The organism is Candidatus Tisiphia endosymbiont of Dascillus cervinus (genome assembly GCF_964026405.1).
In the GTDB taxonomy this organism is placed as follows: Bacteria; Pseudomonadota; Alphaproteobacteria; order Rickettsiales; family Rickettsiaceae; genus Tisiphia.
The window spans coordinates 589,005-608,863 of sequence record NZ_OZ032146.1 but is presented as its reverse complement, the minus strand read 5'-3'; the positions used below and the strand labels follow the sequence as shown (position 1 = coordinate 608,863).

The 19,859-nt window shown below is 32.6% G+C and carries 24 protein-coding genes; 18 read left to right on the top strand and 6 right to left on the bottom strand.

Annotated features, from left to right (window positions below):
• Positions 1-14: 14 nt before the first annotated feature.
• The 4 genes from AAGD19_RS03030 to AAGD19_RS03015 form a co-directional block, all read right to left on the bottom strand.
• Positions 15-1,571 carry a Do family serine endopeptidase gene (locus tag AAGD19_RS03030; RefSeq protein WP_341748283.1) on the bottom strand — a complete coding sequence of 519 codons (1,557 nt, stop codon included), beginning with the start codon at positions 1,569-1,571 and terminating at the stop codon, positions 15-17.
• A gap of 44 nt (positions 1,572-1,615) precedes the next feature.
• On the bottom strand, positions 1,616-2,473 hold the full coding sequence (gene hflC / locus AAGD19_RS03025) for a protease modulator HflC (RefSeq protein WP_341748282.1): 858 nt from the start codon (positions 2,471-2,473) through the stop codon (positions 1,616-1,618).
• A gap of 6 nt (positions 2,474-2,479) precedes the next feature.
• Positions 2,480-3,547 carry an FtsH protease activity modulator HflK gene (hflK, locus tag AAGD19_RS03020; RefSeq protein WP_341748281.1) on the bottom strand — a complete coding sequence of 356 codons (1,068 nt, stop codon included), beginning with the start codon at positions 3,545-3,547 and terminating at the stop codon, positions 2,480-2,482.
• A 538-nt stretch (positions 3,548-4,085) separates the two neighbouring features.
• Complete coding sequence (locus AAGD19_RS03015) at positions 4,086-4,733, bottom strand: HD domain-containing protein (protein WP_341748280.1); 648 nt, start codon at positions 4,731-4,733, stop codon at positions 4,086-4,088.
• Positions 4,734-4,914: 181 nt separating this feature from the next.
• Here AAGD19_RS03015 and AAGD19_RS03010 point away from each other — a divergent pair, with 181 nt between their 5' ends.
• Entirely contained in the window at positions 4,915-5,286 is a 372-nt protein-coding gene (locus tag AAGD19_RS03010) for a class I SAM-dependent methyltransferase (protein ID WP_341748279.1), read from the top strand.
• 55 nt (positions 5,287-5,341) lie between these two features.
• Positions 5,342-5,614 carry a hypothetical protein gene (locus AAGD19_RS03005; protein ID WP_341748278.1) on the top strand — a complete coding sequence of 91 codons (273 nt, stop codon included), beginning with the start codon at positions 5,342-5,344 and terminating at the stop codon, positions 5,612-5,614.
• On the opposite strand, the gene AAGD19_RS03000 is transcribed toward AAGD19_RS03005, so the two are convergent.
• Positions 5,602-6,585: a transposase gene (locus AAGD19_RS03000; RefSeq protein WP_341747601.1), complete on the bottom strand. Its 984-nt coding sequence runs from the start codon at positions 6,583-6,585 to the stop codon at positions 5,602-5,604. The genes AAGD19_RS03005 and AAGD19_RS03000 overlap by 13 nt on opposite strands.
• Before the next feature lie 141 nt (positions 6,586-6,726).
• Between AAGD19_RS03000 and AAGD19_RS02995 the strand changes: the two genes are divergently transcribed.
• The 9 genes from AAGD19_RS02995 to AAGD19_RS02955 all read left to right on the top strand — a co-directional run bounded on the left by AAGD19_RS02995 (position 6,727) and on the right by AAGD19_RS02955 (position 11,599).
• A complete protein-coding gene (locus AAGD19_RS02995) occupies positions 6,727-7,035 on the top strand; it encodes a transposase (protein WP_341748277.1) in 309 nt (102 codons plus the stop codon).
• Between the two features lie 78 nt (positions 7,036-7,113).
• Positions 7,114-7,938 carry a transposase gene (locus AAGD19_RS02990; RefSeq protein ID WP_341748276.1) on the top strand — a complete coding sequence of 275 codons (825 nt, stop codon included), beginning with the start codon at positions 7,114-7,116 and terminating at the stop codon, positions 7,936-7,938.
• Entirely contained in the window at positions 7,859-8,098 is a 240-nt protein-coding gene (locus AAGD19_RS02985; protein WP_341748017.1) for a hypothetical protein, read from the top strand. The genes AAGD19_RS02990 and AAGD19_RS02985 overlap by 80 nt, the downstream gene beginning before the upstream one ends.
• Before the next feature lie 73 nt (positions 8,099-8,171).
• Positions 8,172-8,450 carry a transposase gene (locus AAGD19_RS02980; RefSeq protein ID WP_341747788.1) on the top strand — a complete coding sequence of 93 codons (279 nt, stop codon included), beginning with the start codon at positions 8,172-8,174 and terminating at the stop codon, positions 8,448-8,450.
• A 160-nt stretch (positions 8,451-8,610) separates the two neighbouring features.
• Entirely contained in the window at positions 8,611-9,594 is a 984-nt protein-coding gene (locus tag AAGD19_RS02975; protein ID WP_341747233.1) for a transposase, read from the top strand.
• A 206-nt stretch (positions 9,595-9,800) separates the two neighbouring features.
• Entirely contained in the window at positions 9,801-10,160 is a 360-nt protein-coding gene (locus AAGD19_RS02970; protein WP_341748275.1) for a hypothetical protein, read from the top strand.
• A gap of 27 nt (positions 10,161-10,187) precedes the next feature.
• Positions 10,188-10,511, top strand: a complete 324-nt coding sequence (locus AAGD19_RS02965) for a hypothetical protein (protein ID WP_341748274.1) — start codon at positions 10,188-10,190, stop codon at positions 10,509-10,511.
• Between the two features lie 54 nt (positions 10,512-10,565).
• Entirely contained in the window at positions 10,566-11,090 is a 525-nt protein-coding gene (locus AAGD19_RS02960) for a hypothetical protein (RefSeq protein ID WP_341748273.1), read from the top strand.
• A gap of 20 nt (positions 11,091-11,110) precedes the next feature.
• Positions 11,111-11,599, top strand: coding sequence for a Ulp1 family isopeptidase (locus AAGD19_RS02955; protein WP_341748272.1), 489 nt, complete (start codon positions 11,111-11,113; stop codon positions 11,597-11,599).
• Between the two features lie 248 nt (positions 11,600-11,847).
• Here the strand turns inward: AAGD19_RS02955 and dusB are convergent, their stop codons facing one another.
• Positions 11,848-12,819, bottom strand: coding sequence for a tRNA dihydrouridine synthase DusB (dusB, locus tag AAGD19_RS02950; protein ID WP_341748271.1), 972 nt, complete (start codon positions 12,817-12,819; stop codon positions 11,848-11,850).
• 164 nt (positions 12,820-12,983) lie between these two features.
• Here dusB and ybeY point away from each other — a divergent pair, with 164 nt between their 5' ends.
• The 7 genes from ybeY (at position 12,984) to AAGD19_RS02915 (ending at position 19,810) form a co-directional block, all read left to right on the top strand.
• Positions 12,984-13,481 carry an rRNA maturation RNase YbeY gene (gene ybeY / locus AAGD19_RS02945; RefSeq protein ID WP_341748270.1) on the top strand — a complete coding sequence of 166 codons (498 nt, stop codon included), beginning with the start codon at positions 12,984-12,986 and terminating at the stop codon, positions 13,479-13,481.
• Positions 13,482-13,484: 3 nt separating this feature from the next.
• Positions 13,485-14,420 (top strand): transporter associated domain-containing protein, encoded by a 936-nt coding sequence (locus AAGD19_RS02940; protein WP_410520831.1) that lies wholly within the window; start codon positions 13,485-13,487, stop codon positions 14,418-14,420.
• Positions 14,417-15,859 carry an ABC-F family ATP-binding cassette domain-containing protein gene (locus AAGD19_RS02935; protein WP_341748268.1) on the top strand — a complete coding sequence of 481 codons (1,443 nt, stop codon included), beginning with the start codon at positions 14,417-14,419 and terminating at the stop codon, positions 15,857-15,859. The genes AAGD19_RS02940 and AAGD19_RS02935 overlap by 4 nt, the downstream gene beginning before the upstream one ends.
• Positions 15,860-16,089: 230 nt before the next feature.
• The gene (rsfS, locus tag AAGD19_RS02930) at positions 16,090-16,419 is read left to right on the top strand and encodes a ribosome silencing factor (RefSeq protein WP_341748267.1); all 330 of its coding nucleotides are present in this window, start codon (positions 16,090-16,092) and stop codon (positions 16,417-16,419) included.
• 83 nt (positions 16,420-16,502) lie between these two features.
• Entirely contained in the window at positions 16,503-18,230 is a 1,728-nt protein-coding gene (locus tag AAGD19_RS02925; RefSeq protein ID WP_341748266.1) for a cation:proton antiporter, read from the top strand.
• Positions 18,231-18,238: 8 nt separating this feature from the next.
• Positions 18,239-18,730 (top strand): SH3 domain-containing protein, encoded by a 492-nt coding sequence (locus AAGD19_RS02920; RefSeq protein WP_341748265.1) that lies wholly within the window; start codon positions 18,239-18,241, stop codon positions 18,728-18,730.
• Positions 18,731-19,573: 843 nt separating this feature from the next.
• Positions 19,574-19,810 (top strand): hypothetical protein, encoded by a 237-nt coding sequence (locus AAGD19_RS02915; RefSeq protein ID WP_341748264.1) that lies wholly within the window; start codon positions 19,574-19,576, stop codon positions 19,808-19,810.
• Positions 19,811-19,859 lie beyond the last annotated feature (49 nt).

The following is a 19,859-nucleotide window of genomic DNA, read 5'->3' as shown; positions in this document are numbered from 1 at the left end:
TGACTTCATTACTACTAATTTTCAGATTTGGTAACTGGCAAGGCTATAAACATAGAAACACCCCGTCTCTGTACCAACAAGATTATATTTTGCTTTTTAATAGATTGGGCATTGTCATACAATACATTTAATTGATCTATAGAAGCTATAGGTTGTTGATTGCTCGCTATTACTAAATCACCAATTTTAAAACCATAATTTTTTCCATCTTTTGCGATATCAGTTACAATAATGCCCTCAATTTTACTTTTAATAGCAAATTTTCGTTTAAGGTTATCTGTTAAATTACTAAAAGTAACATTATTTTTTACAACAGAAAATTTATTATCAGAAGTTTTATCGCTTACCTTGTCGTTTACTTTTTTAGGCTCTATATCCTCTTCACTACTAATCTTGCCACTTAATTCTTGATTTTTGCCATTTCGTACAACGATAATTTTTACCTCTTGATCAACGGTAGTTTCAGCAACCATTATCTGCAGCCTCCTAGAATTTTTTACCGGTTGTCCAGCAAATTCTATTATTACATCCCCAGGTTTTATACCAAATTTATCAGCTGGACCATCTTTTTGTACTTCCACTACTAACGCTCCCGAAGCTTCTTTTAACTCAAACCCTTCAGCTATTTCATTAGTTACTTCTTGAATTACTACCCCAAGCCTACCGCGATTAATTTTTCCATTTTGCCTTAGCTGGTCAATAATTGATTTAGCAGTATTAGATGGAATAGCAAATCCAATACCAATACTAGTCCCAGAAGGTGAAAATATTGCTGTATTGACTCCTATAACTTCACCATTAATATTGAACATTGGACCACCGGAATTACCATTATTAATAGCCGCATCAGTCTGTATAAAATCATCTACTATACCGTTAGTGTTATCAATATCACGTCCCTTTGAAGATATAATACCAGCAGTTACTGTTCCTCCAAGTCTACCAAAAGGATTACCAATAGCAATAACCTGATCTCCTACCCTAGCTTTACTGGAATCACCGAATTTTACAAAAGGCAAAGGAGTTTCGATCTCAATTTTTAAAAGAGCAAGATCAGTTTTTTTGTCACTACCTACCAATTTAGCTGATAGCTCCCTATTATCCGTTAATTTTATGTGAACCTCATCTGCATTTGCAACTACATGATGGTTGGTAACAATAAAACCTGTAGGATCTATAATAAAACCAGAGCCAAGGGGAACAGATTTAGGATTTGAATACATCTCATCAAAATCAAAAGGTAGATTAAAACGCTCCAAAAGTTCATTAAAATGATCGAATGGAAAACGCTCAAAAGATTTTTTATGAGAATCCTCTAATTTTTGGTTATATTGTACTGTATACACATTTACCACAGCTGGAATAAGTGGCTCAACAATGTCTGCAAAACTATAATTATGGGATTCAGGTATCTTTATTGGCACTGACTGTAAATTATTAGATTCCTCAGGAGTAATTTTGCTTGGCTGGATATTTTCAGCAAAAACAGAAGATGCCAACCACATAGTCATCAGAAAAGTGACAATTAAATACCTTAGTAAATTGTTAAACTTACAAATATTTTGGACCATATCATCACCCAATTACTAATCATTTTTACTCTCTCAATGTCATTCTATTTACCCAAATTTAGATATTTAAATAGCTCTGCTTCCGGAGACAACACAAAAGAAGTATCATCTTTCTTTAAAGTATTTTTATATACTTCCAAGGATCTATAAAATTTATAGAATTCTGGATCAACAGAATAAGCAAGATTATATATCTTAGCTGCCTCCATATCACCATCCCCTTTTATGATTTGAGATTGCATATAAGCTTCAGCAAGTAATATTTTACTTTCTTTGTCAGCTCTTGATCTTATACGAGCCCCTTCTTCTTGTCCTTCAGCTCTTATTTGGGTAGCTTCTTTTTCACGAGCAGTTTGCATGCGGCGATAAATTGCTGCACTATTCTCTTTCGGTAAATCAGCTCTTAAGATTCTAACGTCAATTACATCAAGTCCAAAATTCTTTGCTTCCTCATTAACCTGATTTAAGATATTTGACATTATGTCAGACCTTGCACTTGTAAGAAGACTAGTCAAAGGTAATCTACCTATAACCTTTCTCATTGAAGATTCTAGGTTTTTATTAAGTCTAATTTTAACACCTTGGTAGTTATGTACAGTTTTGTAAAACATCACAGGATCAACAATACGAAATTTGGCAAAAGCATCTACGATTACCCTTTTTCCATCAGAAGCAGTTAGCTCTTTTGCTTCCGCCTCTACATTTAAGATATGTTTATCAAAAAATTCAACATTTTGAATAAATGGAATCTTTATATTTAATCCTGGACTTTCAATGGTTCTCATTGCTTCACCAAATTGAAATACCACAGCGGAATGGCGTTGATCAACAGTAAATAAAGCACTGGTAACTGATAATAATAATCCGAAAACTACGAAACTTATATAATAAATTGTCTTCATCCAGCACTACTCCTTAATTTTATTTTGCTGAATTGCCATATGCGGCAAAACGCCATTAGTACCCATAATAACTTTGCTGGTATCCATTAGAATATTTTCTATAGCTTCTAAGTAAATGCGATCCTTAGTTATTGACTTATTAGCAACATATTGTGTATATACAGCAGCAAACCTTTTGCTGTCTCCTTCAGCTCTTGAGATAACCTCTTGTCTGTAACCTTCTGCTTCTTGGACAATTTTAGCTGCCTGCCCTCTAGCTTTAGGTAAAATATCATTATTATAGGATTGTGCTTGATTTATCTCACGTTCTTTATCGGCTTTAGAAGTTTGTACATCCCTATAAGCATCAATTACTTCAGCTGGCGGCTCAGCTTTTAGTAACTGCACTTTCTCAATACCAACACCAGCATTATAATGATCAAGGATTTTCTGTGTTAAAGCTTCAATCTTATTAGTGATTTCTTGTTTTTGGTCTGATAATATCGAAGAGATAGGAGTATTGCCTATAACTTCTCTTATAGCACTTTCAGCAGCTGTTTTTACAGAATCTTCTGGATTAACAATATTAAAAATATATTTTTCTAAATCAGTAATATGCCACATTATATCACAATTTAGTGCAACAATATTCTCATCGCCAGTAAGCATAGTACTTTCAGCAGCCACAGCTTTGGTGTTGTCCACATTAGACCTAAGGCTACTTGTTGATCTATAGCCGATCTCAATTCTACGAGACTGGTTTACCTTCTCAACTACTACCTGTTCAAACGGTAATGGAAGGTGATAATTCAAACCAGGGAATCCTTTACGAACAAACTTACCAAACCTCATTACTGCAGCTTCTTCTCCTTCCTTAACTTCATAAACTCCGGAGGCAAACCAAACAGCAACTAACGACAACAAAACTAACACCATTATGTTATTGTTGAAGCCAAACTTATTATAGAAATCATTAAGGTTAAACTTATTTTTTTTCCTTGGCCTAGTAAATATATTATATTCACTTTTTTCTTCCTCTTCAGAATCTCCCCAAGGGGATTTTTTTAGAACCTGAGTATATATTCGATTAAACATTTTCTGCTATTGCTTTTTGTTAATTTGTATATTATATCACTAAATATAGTTAGCACTAATACTATTTGATAAAAAAATTTAGAATATAATTATATCTTGTATATCTAACCGCGTCAAGGCTCGTTACTAAAAAATCAACACCTGTATTATAACATTTCTAGCATCTGAGGCTTATGAAAATATAGAAGTACTAGAACTACATGGACCTACTACTAAGATTAATGCTAAAATTACTCCTGAATCTGAATTCGATGTAACTTGTTACATCGAATTCATTTGTAAACTTTCAACAGTTGTGCACCGGAGCGTACAACTAGTCATATCTTTACCCACATCTTTTTAAATAGGTTATACATATCAGGTTTTAATATCAAAGATGTATTTTTAAAGCCTAATAAGTATGCCGCTTTTAAAAGATGTGGGTAAAGATATGACAACTAGTACGTGAGGAGCGGAGATCATGAAATACGATGATGTGATGATTAGTTTTCGGAAATGGTATTAGATGGTTAATTTTTATTAGAGGGTCAAACACTGTTTACAATTTATAGTTACGACCTAATAGGTATTTTAAAGATATATTAATTAATTCGTTTGCTATATCATTCATATTAAGATGCATAGCAAGTGGTACAAAATAACATAAAGTTTCATTAACTGTTTTATCAATTTTTTCAGAGGATTTTGCGTAAAGAGTTCTCATATTATGCAAACGATCAAAAATTTTAATAATCAATATATCTGACTTTCCTTGAATAAATAAAGAATTAATCATTTCCACGACACTAATCTTTTTTTCTAGTTTTATTCTAGTTAAGTCTTGAACTTGATTAGCAACTTTACTACCAAAGATAATATTAATCGTTTCTTCAGTTATATTTGTATCTTCAAGGCAGTCATGAAGTAATGAGGTAACTATCATGTCTGTTCTAAAAAATCGTGGACGTGTTTGAGCCGTGTAAGTAGCAACCATGTAAGCTACCTCTATTGGATGTGAGTAATATGGCTCTCCTGATTGTCTTTTCTGGTCAGCATGATATTTCCTAGCATAATATATTGCTTTCTTAATTTCAATAATATCCACCTTGTCTTTAATATGTTTATTTAATATTAAAAGCTGGTTTAACAATCTTTTTGAGTATTGACACATTTTGAATTTTATTTGCCAATAATTCTGATCTCTCATAAAGTCTCGTATTTTTATAATAAATATAAAGAAACCATATATAAACACACTTGGTAAGACTAAAAATAGGAGGCAAGAATAGCATGCTAAAATTATGCTATTGTAATTTAGTGCTTTTTAATTTTAATGCTTATTTTAGAATAATAAAAAGCAGTTCCTCTAATTGTTCAATGGTAAAATTATGAATAACTGGAAATTAAGAGCTATTACTGATTCTTATAGAGAAACTAAGGAATTTAGATTTAATAATTATATTATTAACCCACACGTAAAAAATATTATAGGAAATGTAAGAGACAAGACTCTATTGGAGATAGGTTGTGGATTTGGTAGATATTTAGAAATTTTCTATGCTGAGAATCCACTGAAATTAGTAGGGTGTGACATTTCTCCTTATCAAGTAGAGCTATGTAAAGAAAATATCAAAAATAGTAATATTGAGTTACATGTATTAGATTTTTCTGATGTTGAAAGTTCTGCAATTTTGGGACAACAGGAATACGATATTGTATATAACCCCAGTTGCCAATTAAATAGGAGAGATGAAAGGTAGATTTTAAAAGGGACATAGGTTATTTTATCTTTTTCAACCAATAACAAAATAACCTATGAAAAAAGATTTTACCGCAATTTACTGTTTTGTCGACGATTTTATAAAGAATTTGGAAAATAATTTGCCTACAATTAATAGTAGTAAATTTAAACCTGGTGTAAGTAATTATTTATCAATAAGCGAAGTATTAACCATATTAATTGGTTACTATGATTCATATTGTGATTGTTTTAAGCATTATTACAAACAAGTAATCTTACATAATTATACAGAAGATTTTAAACTTGTTAGTTATGAACATTTTACTAACAAAACTTACGCTATGTAAGGTTCTAAATAGCGTAAAGAGGGTGAACGTAACTGCTGTTGCATATAATGATCTAAAAGCCCTAACTTTATTTGATAAACCGTCTTACCTATTTTGTGTGCAGTTCTTTTTAGAAAAGCCCACACTAAAAATGCACAACTAATGTGATTACGCTGGATGCGTTGTTTTCTGCATTGGCATCGTTCTATACCGGTAAGTTGCTTGATTTCTCTATGCATGCTCTCAATTACCCAACGAAAGCCACACTCATCTTGTACGGCTTTAGAAGATTTTTGAGTTTTGTTATTGGTAACAATATAATCAACTCTGTTGGTAGAAACAGTAAGTTTAAACAAATTAACATGCTTATCTTTTGCAAAGCCCTTTATATGAATCTCCACTCCGCTCTTAATTTCCTCATCTGAAAACGTTAACTTGCTAACAGCTTTATAAGGCTTAGAAGAGGAAGTTTTAGTAACGTTTCTATTTGCTTTAATAGGAGCATAATAATATTTACCCAAGGAATCAACATGTTGCATAATTTTATGCGTAGCATACCATGTGTCAAAAAGCACAGTTTGAAAAGGAATCTTTTTGCTATACACAGCATTATTTAACATATTTAATAGGTGTTCTACTTTTGTCGCTCCATCATGTTCGGGCGAAAAAATTCGGTAATCTATTACCCAAAACTTATTAATATCCGGATTATAATATACCAAACTTACTACTCCTATACCAGTAGTAATACCACCTGTAGCCCCACTGTACTGTGATCTAGCAACTTCTATTTTCTTGGTATTTCTTTTATTTAACACCGTATCATCAAATATTGTATATCCGTTAGGCGATAAAATAACATCATCCTTAATATGTTCCCATAACAAAGAAGGTGTATATTTTTCATTTTTTAAAAATCTATTAATAACATCATGGCTACATTTTTTGGCATGTTCAGCATAGTAGGTCAAACTATAATTCTTTTGACTCACTATTAGAAATTGACAGTAATCTGTCCTATTAACTGGTATTGCTTGCAATTTTATCCTCTTGGCATTTGTAAATTATACTCAACATAATGTACCATTTTTTTTCTCATAGCGTAAGTTTTGACTAAATTGATAGGTAGAAGTATGCCTTATTTAGCAATATTACTGAATCATTTGCTTGCTGAATGCACAGGTCTGTCTTTTGTAGATGCTACAGGTATAGCCGTATGTAAGAATTATCGTATAAGTTCACATAAGGTTTTTAAAGGAATAGCGGCAAGAGGAAAAACCACTAAGGGGTGGTTTTATGGACTAAAGTTACATTTAATCATAGATTCCGAAGGTAATCTGATAAAGGTATCTTTCAGCAGTGGTAATAAGGATGATAGGAAAGGACTTAAAGGAATGATACAAAACTTACGCTATGAGAAAAAAAATGGTACATTATGTTGAGTATAATTTACAAATGCCAAGAGGATAAAATTGCAAGCAATACCAGTTAATAGGACAGATTACTGTCAATTTCTAATAGTGAGTCAAAAGAATTATAGTTTGACCTACTATGCTGAACATGCCAAAAAATGTAGCCATGATGTTATTAATAGATTTTTAAAAAATGAAAAATATACACCTTCTTTGTTATGGGAACATATTAAGGATGATGTTATTTTATCGCCTAACGGATATACAATATTTGATGATACGGTGTTAAATAAAAGAAATACCAAGAAAATAGAAATTGCTAGATCACAGTACAGTGGGGCTACAGGTGGTATTACTACTGGTATAGGAGTAGTAAGTTTGGTATATTATAATCCGGATATTAATAAGTTTTGGGTAATAGATTACCGAATTTTTTCGCCCGAACATGATGGAGCGACAAAAGTAGAACACCTATTAAATATGTTAAATAATGCTGTGTATAGCAAAAAGATTCCTTTTCAAACTGTGCTTTTTGACACATGGTATGCTACGCATAAAATTATGCAACATGTTGATTCCTTGGGTAAATATTATTATGCTCCTATTAAAGCAAATAGAAACGTTACTAAAACTTCCTCTTCTAAGCCTTATAAAGCTGTTAGCAAGTTAACGTTTTCAGATGAGGAAATTAAGAGCGGAGTGGAGATTCATATAAAGGGCTTTGCAAAAGATAAGCATGTTAATTTGTTTAAACTTACTGTTTCTACCAACAGAGTTGATTATATTGTTACCAATAACAAAACTCAAAAATCTTCTAAAGCCGTACAAGATGAGTGTGGCTTTCGTTGGGTAATTGAGAGCATGCATAGAGAAATCAAGCAACTTACCCGGTATAGAACGATGCCAATGCAGAAAACAACGCATCCAGCGTAATCACATTAGTTGTGCATTTTTAGTGTGGGCTTTTCTAAAAAGAACTGCACACAAAATAGGTAAGACGGTTTATCAAATAAAGTTAGGGCTTTTAGATCATTATATGCAACAGCAGTTACGTTCACCCTCTTTACGCTATTTAGAACCTTACATAGCGTAAGTTTTGGATATTTGGTATATATGGCAAAGTTTTTGGCGATCGCGGTTATATATCTAAAGAATTATTTGATGATTTGTATGACAAAGGCATCCAACTTATTACTCGGGTTAAAAAGAATATGAAAAATATATTAATCCCTATTATAGATAAGGTTATGTTGCTCAAAAGAACTCTGATAGAAACCGTAATAGGCAAACTTAAATTTCTTGATAAGTTAGAGCATTCTAGACATAGATCAGTTACAAATGCATTTAGTCATATGCTATCCTGCCTAATCAATTATCAGTTGCTAGAAAACAAACCTTCTATCAAAACTTTGCTTCCTATAGAACTTTTTGATATACAAAATTAATTGGCAACTGGGGTTATATAGTATCTTTGTGATTTTATACAAAACTTACGCTATGAGAAAAAAAAATGGTACATTATGTTGAGTATAATTTACAAATGCCAAGAGGATAAAATTGCAAGCAATACCAGTTAATAGGACAGATTACTGTCAATTTCTAATAGTGAGTCAAAAGAATTATAGTTTGACCTACTATGCTGAACATGCCAAAAAATGTAGCCATGATGTTATTAATAGATTTTTAAAAAATGAAAAATATACACCTTCTTTGTTATGGGAACATATTAAGGATGATGTTATTTTATCGCCTAACGGATATACAATATTTGATGATACGGTGTTAAATAAAAGAAATACCAAGAAAATAGAAATTGCTAGATCACAGTACAGTGGGGCTACAGGTGGTATTACTACTGGTATAGGAGTAGTAAGTTTGGTATATTATAATCCGGATATTAATAAGTTTTGGGTAATAGATTACCGAATTTTTTCGCCCGAACATGATGGAGCGACAAAAGTAGAACACCTATTAAATATGTTAAATAATGCTGTGTATAGCAAAAAGATTCCTTTTCAAACTGTGCTTTTTGACACATGGTATGCTACGCATAAAATTATGCAACATGTTGATTCCTTGGGTAAATATTATTATGCTCCTATTAAAGCAAATAGAAACGTTACTAAAACTTCCTCTTCTAAGCCTTATAAAGCTGTTAGCAAGTTAACGTTTTCAGATGAGGAAATTAAGAGCGGAGTGGAGATTCATATAAAGGGCTTTGCAAAAGATAAGCATGTTAATTTGTTTAAACTTACTGTTTCTACCAACAGAGTTGATTATATTGTTACCAATAACAAAACTCAAAAATCTTCTAAAGCCGTACAAGATGAGTGTGGCTTTCGTTGGGTAATTGAGAGCATGCATAGAGAAATCAAGCAACTTACCGGTATAGAACGATGCCAATGCAGAAAACAACGCATCCAGCGTAATCACATTAGTTGTGCATTTTTAGTGTGGGCTTTTCTAAAAAGAACTGCACACAAAATAGGTAAGACGGTTTATCAAATAAAGTTAGGGCTTTTAGATCATTATATGCAACAGCAGTTACGTTCACCCTCTTTACGCTATTTAGAACCTTACATAGCGTAAGTTTTGATATATTAGTGCAGGCTTAAATATAGTATATTATTAAAGGGGGTGAGATTATTATGCAACTATATCTGTAAAATTTAACTTAAAATACAATGAGGCTGTAAAATGCATCAATACTGGTTTAGAGATATAATTGATTTGTATAGATTTGTTTTTTCGTTTAAGATGATAGTCAATTAGATATTGATGACTTTGGAGTATATATGGCAAAAACAGGTAAAAAAGAAAATAAGGTAAGGTTATTTAATATTAATGGTCATGTAGGTCAAGAGACTCAGCACAATATTATAGTGGCTAATTCTTACTTAAACATACCAACTAGGGAGCTTAAATATAACATTCAAAATGGCAAACTAAATAAAGATAATATAATAATTGAAATATTGCACGAAGTTAAACAAGGAGAAACTCCTATACTTAATATTCAATATAATTCAAACATGGAAAAACCTATAGTTGATATAAATGATTTAGCAGCATTAAAAAAATCAGGTATTCAAACTTGTTTTACCTTTAGTAATTATAATGCATATAATCAAACTTTGCCATATTATAACTACTGACCACCTCTTCTTACACAAGCCAATCACGTGTTTTTTACAAATGATAACGACCGAGATAATGCGATAACTCATAGGCATGTAGAACAAAAAAGAACTTCTTACATTCCATATATCCCAGTTACAAATTTAGTAGAGTCTGAAATTCTAAAAAGACCTCCTAACATATTAGTGTCGGGGAAATTGCCTAATAAAGAAAGATTGACTAAAGTTATACTTGCTACAAAAGAACTAGGCAGAAATACTAGAGTTATAGTAGCCAGCAATCCTTCATCTGTAGAGGATGTGGCTAATATTATTACGACCAAATTTGGCATCAACGACCAAAATCAACAATTAGGTATTAAGCTATAAGTTGAAGAAATATTAAAAGATAAAATTGGTGGTGCTAAAAAACTAGAGCATTACGTGTCACAATTATCTGAACAATTCAAGAAAGATCTTAATATGACGGAAATAAACCCTGTTGATATATATTTTGACCTATCTGATCCATTGAAGCTTCAGAATATTGCCAAACAAGCTAAATATGCTGTAATCCAAGGAGGCTCGGTTGAAAATTTGACTAATGGTTGTATCCCATTAGCTCAAGGTCATGGGAAAAGGGCTGACATTGTTGCTGAAGTTAAGCAAAGGGAAACTGTTCTTGGAATCAATAGCTTAACTATTAAGGATATGCAAGAGAATTTAAATGAGTATAAACAAGAAAATGCTAAAAGAATTACCAGTACTCTTCAGCAAGTGGCAGATGAAAGGGAGGTATCAACTAGACAAAATAAGGTAGAACATTCATTGCCTGAAGGTAGCAAATTAACTGCACTAGATTATTTATATGACGAAGATGATATTGGCAATGTATTAAAAGCGTCTGTAGATCAAACAAAGGTTTCTATTGTTACTCATGCTTCTATAGGAAAGTTGAAGAAATATTAAAGGACACTCTTTATCAAGCTGTGCATAGTGATTTAATAGCAAATAACAAGGAAGCGGTTATTATACCCCTTAATACTGGACATGCACATTGGGTTAGTTTAGCAATCACTAAAGACAAGGAGGGGGCTATAGTGTTTACCTATAATGATCCTAAGGGAACAGATATAGATACAAGAGTGGATTTAGTAGATATGGTTAAAGAAGTTTGTCCTGATGCTAAAATAGCAGATTTACAGACTGAGCAACAACAAAATGATAAAGATTGTGGAGCTTTCGTTGTGGATAATTTAATTAAAATGGCAAAAGGCAAAGCAATTCTTAGTACTGAAGAATCTAAAAACATAGGAACAACATTACGCCAAGCTCATGCAAAAACAATAGACCTTGAGAAAGCCAAGCAAAAAGCTAATACCATTAGAGAATCAATAAATACCTATCCATCTTGTCCTACTACATCTCCTCCTGCTATTAGGCACAATAGCCGTCCTACAGTTAGTCCTATCAGATAATATTAAAGTTTTGGGGTCATTCGCGCGGGTCACGATGCATAGTACCCTACATTTTTTATATAACCACTATTAAAATGGCTGCTGATCGTCTATTAGCGAGGAGTCGCTGAAAGCAGCGACGCGGCAATCCAAGATACGCGAAGCGTTACTCTAAAAAAACAGCTTCGCTGTTTACCTAGATCGCCACGGCATCTAAAGAGCCTTGCTATGACGATTATAGAAAAATGTAGGGTACTATGGTCACTATATTAAAAGAATTTTCCATAAAATTCCATGATCTTTTCTTTAACCTGAATTGGATCAGTCATCATATTAACCCCTCCTCTAAATTCAGCTGAGTTTGCTAAACCACTACTATACCAACCTATATGTTTTCTAGCTAGCTGAACAGCTGTATCATTTCCATAATACTCTAACATAGCATCATAATGACTCAGTATTATTTCTAATTGCTCTGCTATTGAAGGTGGTGGGAGTTCTTCTCCGGTTTTAAGATAATGTGCTATTTGAGAAATAAACCATGGTCTACCATATACTCCCCGACCAACCATTATGCCATCAGCACCTGATTTTTGTAAGCATTCCTTAGCTTTAGATAAGGAGGTAATATCTCCATTAGCGATAACTGGAATCTTTACCGCATCCTTAACTTGCCTTATAAACTCCCAATCTGCTTGACCAGAATAAAACTGACATCTTGTTCTACCATGGATGGTAATCATTTGTATACCAGCATCATAGGCTATTTTTGCCAAATTTGGTGCATTCTTAGTTTGATCATCCCAGCCAGTACGCATTTTTAAAGTTACTGGGATTTTTACCGCTTTGACCGTAGTCTCTAAAATTTTTGCCGCTAATTTCTCATTTCGCATTAAAGATGAACCAGAATACCCATCTACTACTTTTTTAGCTGGGCAACCAAAGTTTAAATCAATAATCTTGGTTTCCATATCCTCAATCGTTTTAGCTGATTCTGCTATTATATCAGGTTCACATCCAGCAATCTGTACACATGAACCAGTAGCGTCGTCTTGAATGATTGCACATCTTTGCAAAGATTGCCTTGTTTCAATAATCATTGCCCTACTTGCTACCATTTCAGAGACTACCAAACCTGCACCAAATTTTCGTACTAATTTTCTAAATGGTAGGTCAGTGACCCCAGACATTGGAGCTAATATCACCGAATGAGGTAGTTGAATATTGCCTATTTTTATCATAAATATATTTTCATTACTTTAAGTAGCTTTTAATTATAGAATAATTATTATAAATTATAATAAGATACCACAAACTAATGCTATCACTAAGAAAAATTTTTAGTATTATCTGCAGGATATTGTTATATAATATTATTGAGCATTTTCAGCTAAGAAACTATATCATGAAAATCAATGTAGAGATTATTCGAGCTTGTCAAGATTGGAAAAATCAAAAATTTATCAATAAACTATTAGTGAAGAAGGTTGTTGGTGCTATACTGAGTAAATATAAGAATTTTAAGGGAGTTGCAGAGTTTGAGTTAGCAATATTACTGACTAATAATAATGAAATGTTGAATTTGAATAACCAATTTCGTGGCAAAGCAAAAGCTACAAATGTACTATCATTTCCTGATATAGAATTAGACTTTCGGCATTTACTTGAATTTACTCCTAATGTACATTATATGTATTTGGGGGACATAGCTTTTGGCTATGAAATAATTCAAAGCGAAGCTATAAGTCAAAATAAAGACTTTGGGGATCATTTTATTCATCTTTTGGTACATAGTATTTTACATTTACTTGGCTTCGATCACCAAGATGACGAGGAAGCAGATATTATGGAAAATTTAGAAATAGAAATATTAAAGGGTTTTGCTATTGCTTCCCCATATTAGCTTCTGTTCGCTTCTTCGAAAAAAGAAAACCTTACATCTATTAATTCTAAAAGGGCTATGCTGAAAAATCCTTCAAAAATTGTTACTCTTAAATCTTTTTTCTCTCGGTTGTTTTTTAAAGAGAAGCTAGAGGATAATTTTTATGATGCAATTAAAAAGCTAAAATCTAACAGTAAAAAAATGACGTTAGAAGAAAAAAAGATTTTTATGAATCTTCTGAAATTTGGTCATAAAACTGTAGAAGATGTAATGATCCCTAGATCTGATATTAAGGCAGTAAAATTAACTGCCAATATAGATGAGTTAAGCCAAATGCTTAATAGCAAAATACCTAATACTAGAACATTAGTTTATGATGAAACTTTGGATAATATAGTGGGCTTTATTCATATAAAAGATTTATTCAAGATACTTGTTACTAAGCAACTTATTACAAATCAAGAGTTGCAGCTAAAAAAAATAATTCGTAAACCTATCATTTCTGCTCCTTCAATGAAATTGATAGATTTACTAGCAAAAATGCGAAGAGATTGTGTACAGATCTCGATAGTTGTGGATGAATATGGTGGAACTGACGGTATTGTAACCATGGAAGATATTATGGAGGAGATAGTTGGCAGAATAGATGATGAGCATGATAAGAAATCAGATAATGATAGTTTCAGAATTATCAATAATAATACTATTTTATCAAATGCTCGAGTGAAAGTTGAGGATCTTGAATCAGCTCTGGGTGTGAAACTAAAACTCCAGAATGATGAATTCGATACAATTGGTGGCCTAGTCTTAGCAAAAGTAGGTAATGTGCCTTTGGTTGGTACTAAAATTGATATTGAGCAGCAGGTTGAACTTGAAGTAATTGATGCAAGCCCAAGATCACTTAAACAAGTTAAGCTGCAGTTAAAAAATGGTACAATATTACCTGATAATACCTTATGATTATTACAACTAATTTGACCATAAGCTATGGTGCAAAAATATTATTTACTGATGTGAGCTTGCATATTAAGAAAGGTAATAGGTATGGGCTTGTTGGAGCAAATGGTGCTGGTAAATCTACGTTCTTTAAGATTTTGCTTCAAGAGGAAGAGGCTAGTATCGGAGAATTTACCTGTGTCAAAAATGCACGTATAGGATGTTTAAAGCAGGATCAATTTCTTTATGAAAATACTTCAATTATTAATACCGTTATTGCCGGTAGAAGTGAATTATGGCAAGCACTGCAAGAAAAAGAAAAATTATTAGCAATTGATCAATGTGATGAGGAAATCGGTTATCGATTAGGTGAGTTGGAACAAATTATAGCTGACAATGATGGATATATATCAGAAATTTTTGCAGTTGAGTTACTGCTTGGTTTAGGAATACAAGAAAAATATCATCATCAGCCTTTATCCGTTCTATCCGGCGGCTATAAACTTAGGGTGTTACTGGCACAAAGTTTATTCAATAATCCTGATATATTGTTACTTGATGAGCCAACAAACCATCTTGATATAGTCTCAATTTATTGGCTAGAAAATTATCTAAAACAGAAATTCAAAGGTGCTTTGGTATTTATTTCACACGATCTTGTTTTTCTTAATAATATTTCTACACATATTCTTGATATAGATTATGGTACTATCAAGATTTACACTGGTAATTATGATATTTTTGTTCGTGATAAACAGTTGGTTACCGAACAAAAGCTTAAAGAATTCTCTCATTTAGAGAAAAAAATTGCTACTATGCAGAGTTTCGTTGACCGGTTTAGAGCGTTGGCCACTAGAGTTAGACAGGCTGCATCCCGAGAAAAACAAATAGAAAAAATGGAATTACCTGACATCCAAAAAAGTTCGCGTGTTAGTCCATATTTTAATTTTAAGCAAAAAAGACCATCTGGAAAATTAGCGTTAAAAGTTCAGGGTATTTCTAAAAGCTACGAGGATAAAAAAATATTAAATAATGTGAATTTTATTGTCTCGCGTGGAGAAAAAATTGTTATTATTGGTCCAAATGGTATTGGTAAATCCACTTTGCTTAAGATTCTTATTAATAAAATTTTTGCTGATTTAGGAAATTATGAATGGGGTTATGAAACGCAAGTTTCTTATTTTGCTCAGGATCATCATGAATTACTAAATGAAAGTATGAGTGTTATTGATTGGTTATCCAACCAAATACCTACTGAAAGTGATAACGTGCTACGTAGTGTATTAGGTCAATTATTATTCAGTAAAGATGAAGTAAGCAAGAATATTCTAAATTTAAGTGGGGGGGAAGGAGCACGTTTATTACTAGCAAAAATTATATTGGAAGAAAGTAATATATTGGTATTAGATGAGCCAACTAATCACTTAGATATTGAATCTAAGGATATGTTAAAAAAGCTCTAATTAACTACCAAGGAACTCTAATATTAGTAACTCATGATCGAGATTTTGCTAGCAACATAGCCACAAGGGTTATTGCTCTATCCCACCGAACTATCACTGATTTTAAAGGTAAATATCAGGAATATTTGCATAAATATGGTAATGATTATTTGGATAGTAGTTGGGTGTTGGCAAATAAGAGAGTGAAATAGTATAGTAAACTCAGGTTACTTTAGCAATTGGAGATAATTATGATAGAAAATACTGAACTATTGAAAGAGTTTGTGGTTAAATGTTTAGAAGAAAAAAAAGCAGAAGATATAGTAGTAATAGATATAAGACAAAAAACTACATTAGCTGAATATATTATTTTTGCAAGCGGGCGTTCAACTAAAAATGTTGGAGCAATTGCTGAATATTTAGCTTTAGAGTTAAAACATCAAGTTAATATCGATACTAATATTGAAGGACTTGGAACATCTGAATGGGTATTAATAGATGCTGGAAATGTATTAGTTAATATTTTCTATCCAGAAACTAGAGAGTATTTTAAGTTGGAAGAGATGTGGAGCAAAAAATAAATTAAAAATATTAGATTTTTTACTGAAAACTACTTAGTGTATTTAAAAAATAATGTATTAATACTTCTAGGGAAAAGGTGTAAATGGAAGAGCATATTCTTATCAATATTATAATTTTAATAGGAACAGCTGTATTTGTTGTAGCAATACTTAAACGCCTTAATCTAAGCCCAGTTTTGGGTTATTTAATTGCAGGAGCGGTAATTGGAGACCATGGATTCAAGATTGTAACATATGATCAAACAAAATTACTAGGAGAATTAGGAGTAGTTTTTTTACTTTTTGCTATAGGTTTAGAATTATCTTTTGAAAGATTAAAGGTAATGAGGCGGTATGTATTTGGTCTTGGCTCACTACAAGTGTTAACTACAGCTATAGTGATTGCTGCCGCTGTTGTACTAATCAGCGGTAATAGTAGTGCTGCAATTATTATTGGAGGTGGTCTTGCTTTATCCTCAACTGCCCTTGTTATGCAAGTTATTGAGGAAAGCCGTAGCCAATCAACTCAACTAGGTCGTATATCCCTAGCTATCTTGTTGTTACAAGATTTAGCAGTTGTGCCATTGCTAGTTATGGTACCACTATTTGCTAGCAATAGTAAAGATTCGTTAGCGATAGCTCTAGGAACAGCTTTGCTTAAGGCTATCATAGCACTACTTGCAATATTTGTTGCAGGTAGAGTATTACTAAGACCTTTATTTGGGTTAATTTCATCGGACAATGGTGATATAAACGAACTACCAATTTCCATGACTCTATTGGTAGTTCTCTCTGCAGCTTGGGCCACGGAATATTTTGGTTTATCACTTGCTTTAGGAGCTTTTGTTGCAGGTGTTTTGGTTGCAGAGACAGAATTTCGGTTGCAAGCTGAAGAAAGTATATACCCTTTCAAAAGCTTATTGCTAGGGCTATTTTTTATGAGCGTTGGAATGAATATTGACGCTCAAGAAATATACGCTCAAATATCAACTATACTAACTTGTTCTATTGCCTTGATTGTAGTAAAAACACTAATTATTGCCGCCTCTTGCATTTTATTTGGTTTTAATAAAGGAGTAGCCTTGCATGCAGGTTTATTATTATCACAAGGTGGAGAATTTGCTTTTATCTTATTCGGTCTTGGTAAAGAAACTCAGGTTATTAGAGAGAGTACGGCTAATGTTCTGTTATTAGTGGTGACATGTACTATGGCACTAACTCCATTACTGGCAATTTTAGGAAGAAAACTTGCTGAAAGACTTGATAAACAACTTGGCAAGACTCCAATACAAATTATAGAACTTGGAGCAAGAGATTTAACAAACCATATAATAATTGCCGGTTTTGGTAGTGTTGGTAGAATGGTAGCATTAGTATTGGAAGCTGAAGGAATCAATTATATAGCACTAGATGTTAATGACGAGATTGTAAAAGCAGAAACAGCTAATGGCTTTCCAGTTTTTAAAGGAGATGTATCACAGATTGATACGCTAAAAGCTGTGGGAGCAGAAAGGATTTTAACTCTAGTACTTACAATGAATAATAGTGTTACTATCAAAAAATCTCTTCGAACAATTTCAAGTCATTTTCCAGATCTTGAAGTTATTGTAAGATTAAAGAATCTAGAGAAGGCTAGAGAATTTTATGATGCTGGAGCAACAACAATCATACCAGAGAATTATGAGACGGGGTTACAGCTTGGTGGAACAATTTTAAAATTTATTGGTCTTAGTGAATATGAAATAAATCGTATCAAAGGGCAATTTAGATCAGGTAATTATGTAATAGCTAAACGAGATGATGCTTTGCGTGAATTAGAAGAGAATGATTAAGAATAACCATGGCAATTAAGTTACTAAAGCAACAGTCATATATTTTGATTATAATCTTGACCATTACACCTTTACTAACGACAGCTGATAATCAGAAATTGCCGATACCTAGATTTGCCTCAATAAAGGCTAATGAGGTAAATGCTAGAGTTGGTCCTTCGATAAAAACACCTATAGAATGGGTATTTGTTAAAAAAGGTGAACCAGTAGAAATTATTGCAGAATATGAACAATGGAGGCAAATTCGTGATATAAAAGGAGAAGGAGGCTGGGTACATTCAAGTGTATTGTCCGGTAAAAGATCGGTGATTGTGGTAAGTTCCAAATTAGTAGCTCTGACTCAAGTAGCTAATGATCAACATAAAATTGTTGCAAGAGTAAGTAATTATGTCCGTTGCCTACTTAATAAATGCAAACAAGATTATTGTCAGGTGTGCTGCAAGAATTATACTGGATGGCTACCTAAAACAGTATTGTGGGGAGTATATAAGGATGAATAATATATACCATAGTACATTTTTCTATAATCGTCATAGCAAGGGTCTTTAGATGCCGTGGCGATCTAGGTAAACAGCGAAGCTGTTTTTTTAGAGTAACGCTTCGCATATCTTGGATTGCCACGTCGCCGCCTGCAGCGGCTTCTCGCAATGACGGTTAAGGAAAAACTTGATTATCGAGTTTAAATATCGTTGTCACTTAACAGTTTCACCTGCAGTAAATGATGTTGGTTCAGAAATCACCGTAAGATATAATTAAAAAAACTTATTGTTGATTTTAGCTAAGTAATAATTTAAAATTAAAAATGAAGTAACTGTAAAGTTATTTTGGGGTGTCGAAACCTCCATTTAAGAGCGGTAAGCATCAACCGATAAAATGATGCTCTTCGATTTGCCATGGTCGGGGAGATGCTAGCTATGTTCAAGGCTTGGGGTGTAAACTTCAAGCCTAAAGGCTATCGTAACTGTCTCTTAAAGGTTTTTCGAACTCCCCGATCGCCAAGATATATATAACCTATAAAATTTTCTTTTATCATTTTATCTTTGGCGATCAAAACTCTTAATTATTAAAACATTAGAGAAGGGGTCGCATATGAACAACCAACAAGCCATTATCTTATTATATTCATCACATGCCCGTTTTGAACTCATAAGGCAATCTTTGATCAATTTTTGTAAGGAAAATAATTTTACAATAATAAAAATTATCGACGCACCAAATAAATACGATGACAGTATACTTCGCGAATTAATTTATACAGTAAGCAAACAAAATAATTATAATAGCCCTATCAATCTAATCTCGATGACAGTATATTTGGTAATATTTGTTATTTCGTAACTTGGGTGGTAATTACTACTTTATTAGAAGCTAAGCTGATTAATAGGCTTTATATTCAAGAAAATATATTGCATACTGCCAATACTGAAAAAGATAAATTTGATAATTTTTTAGCAACTGACATAATAACTGAGCATTATTTATTAAAATTCTGTTTCTCATATTTTAACATTATAATGCATGCTGCTAAAGCAACAATGGATTTCGATGATGAAGAATTACATAAAGGCGGCAATGCATAATATATAGAGGCTTTTAAGTGTTTTTGAGACTTTGTACTTGTGTACATGA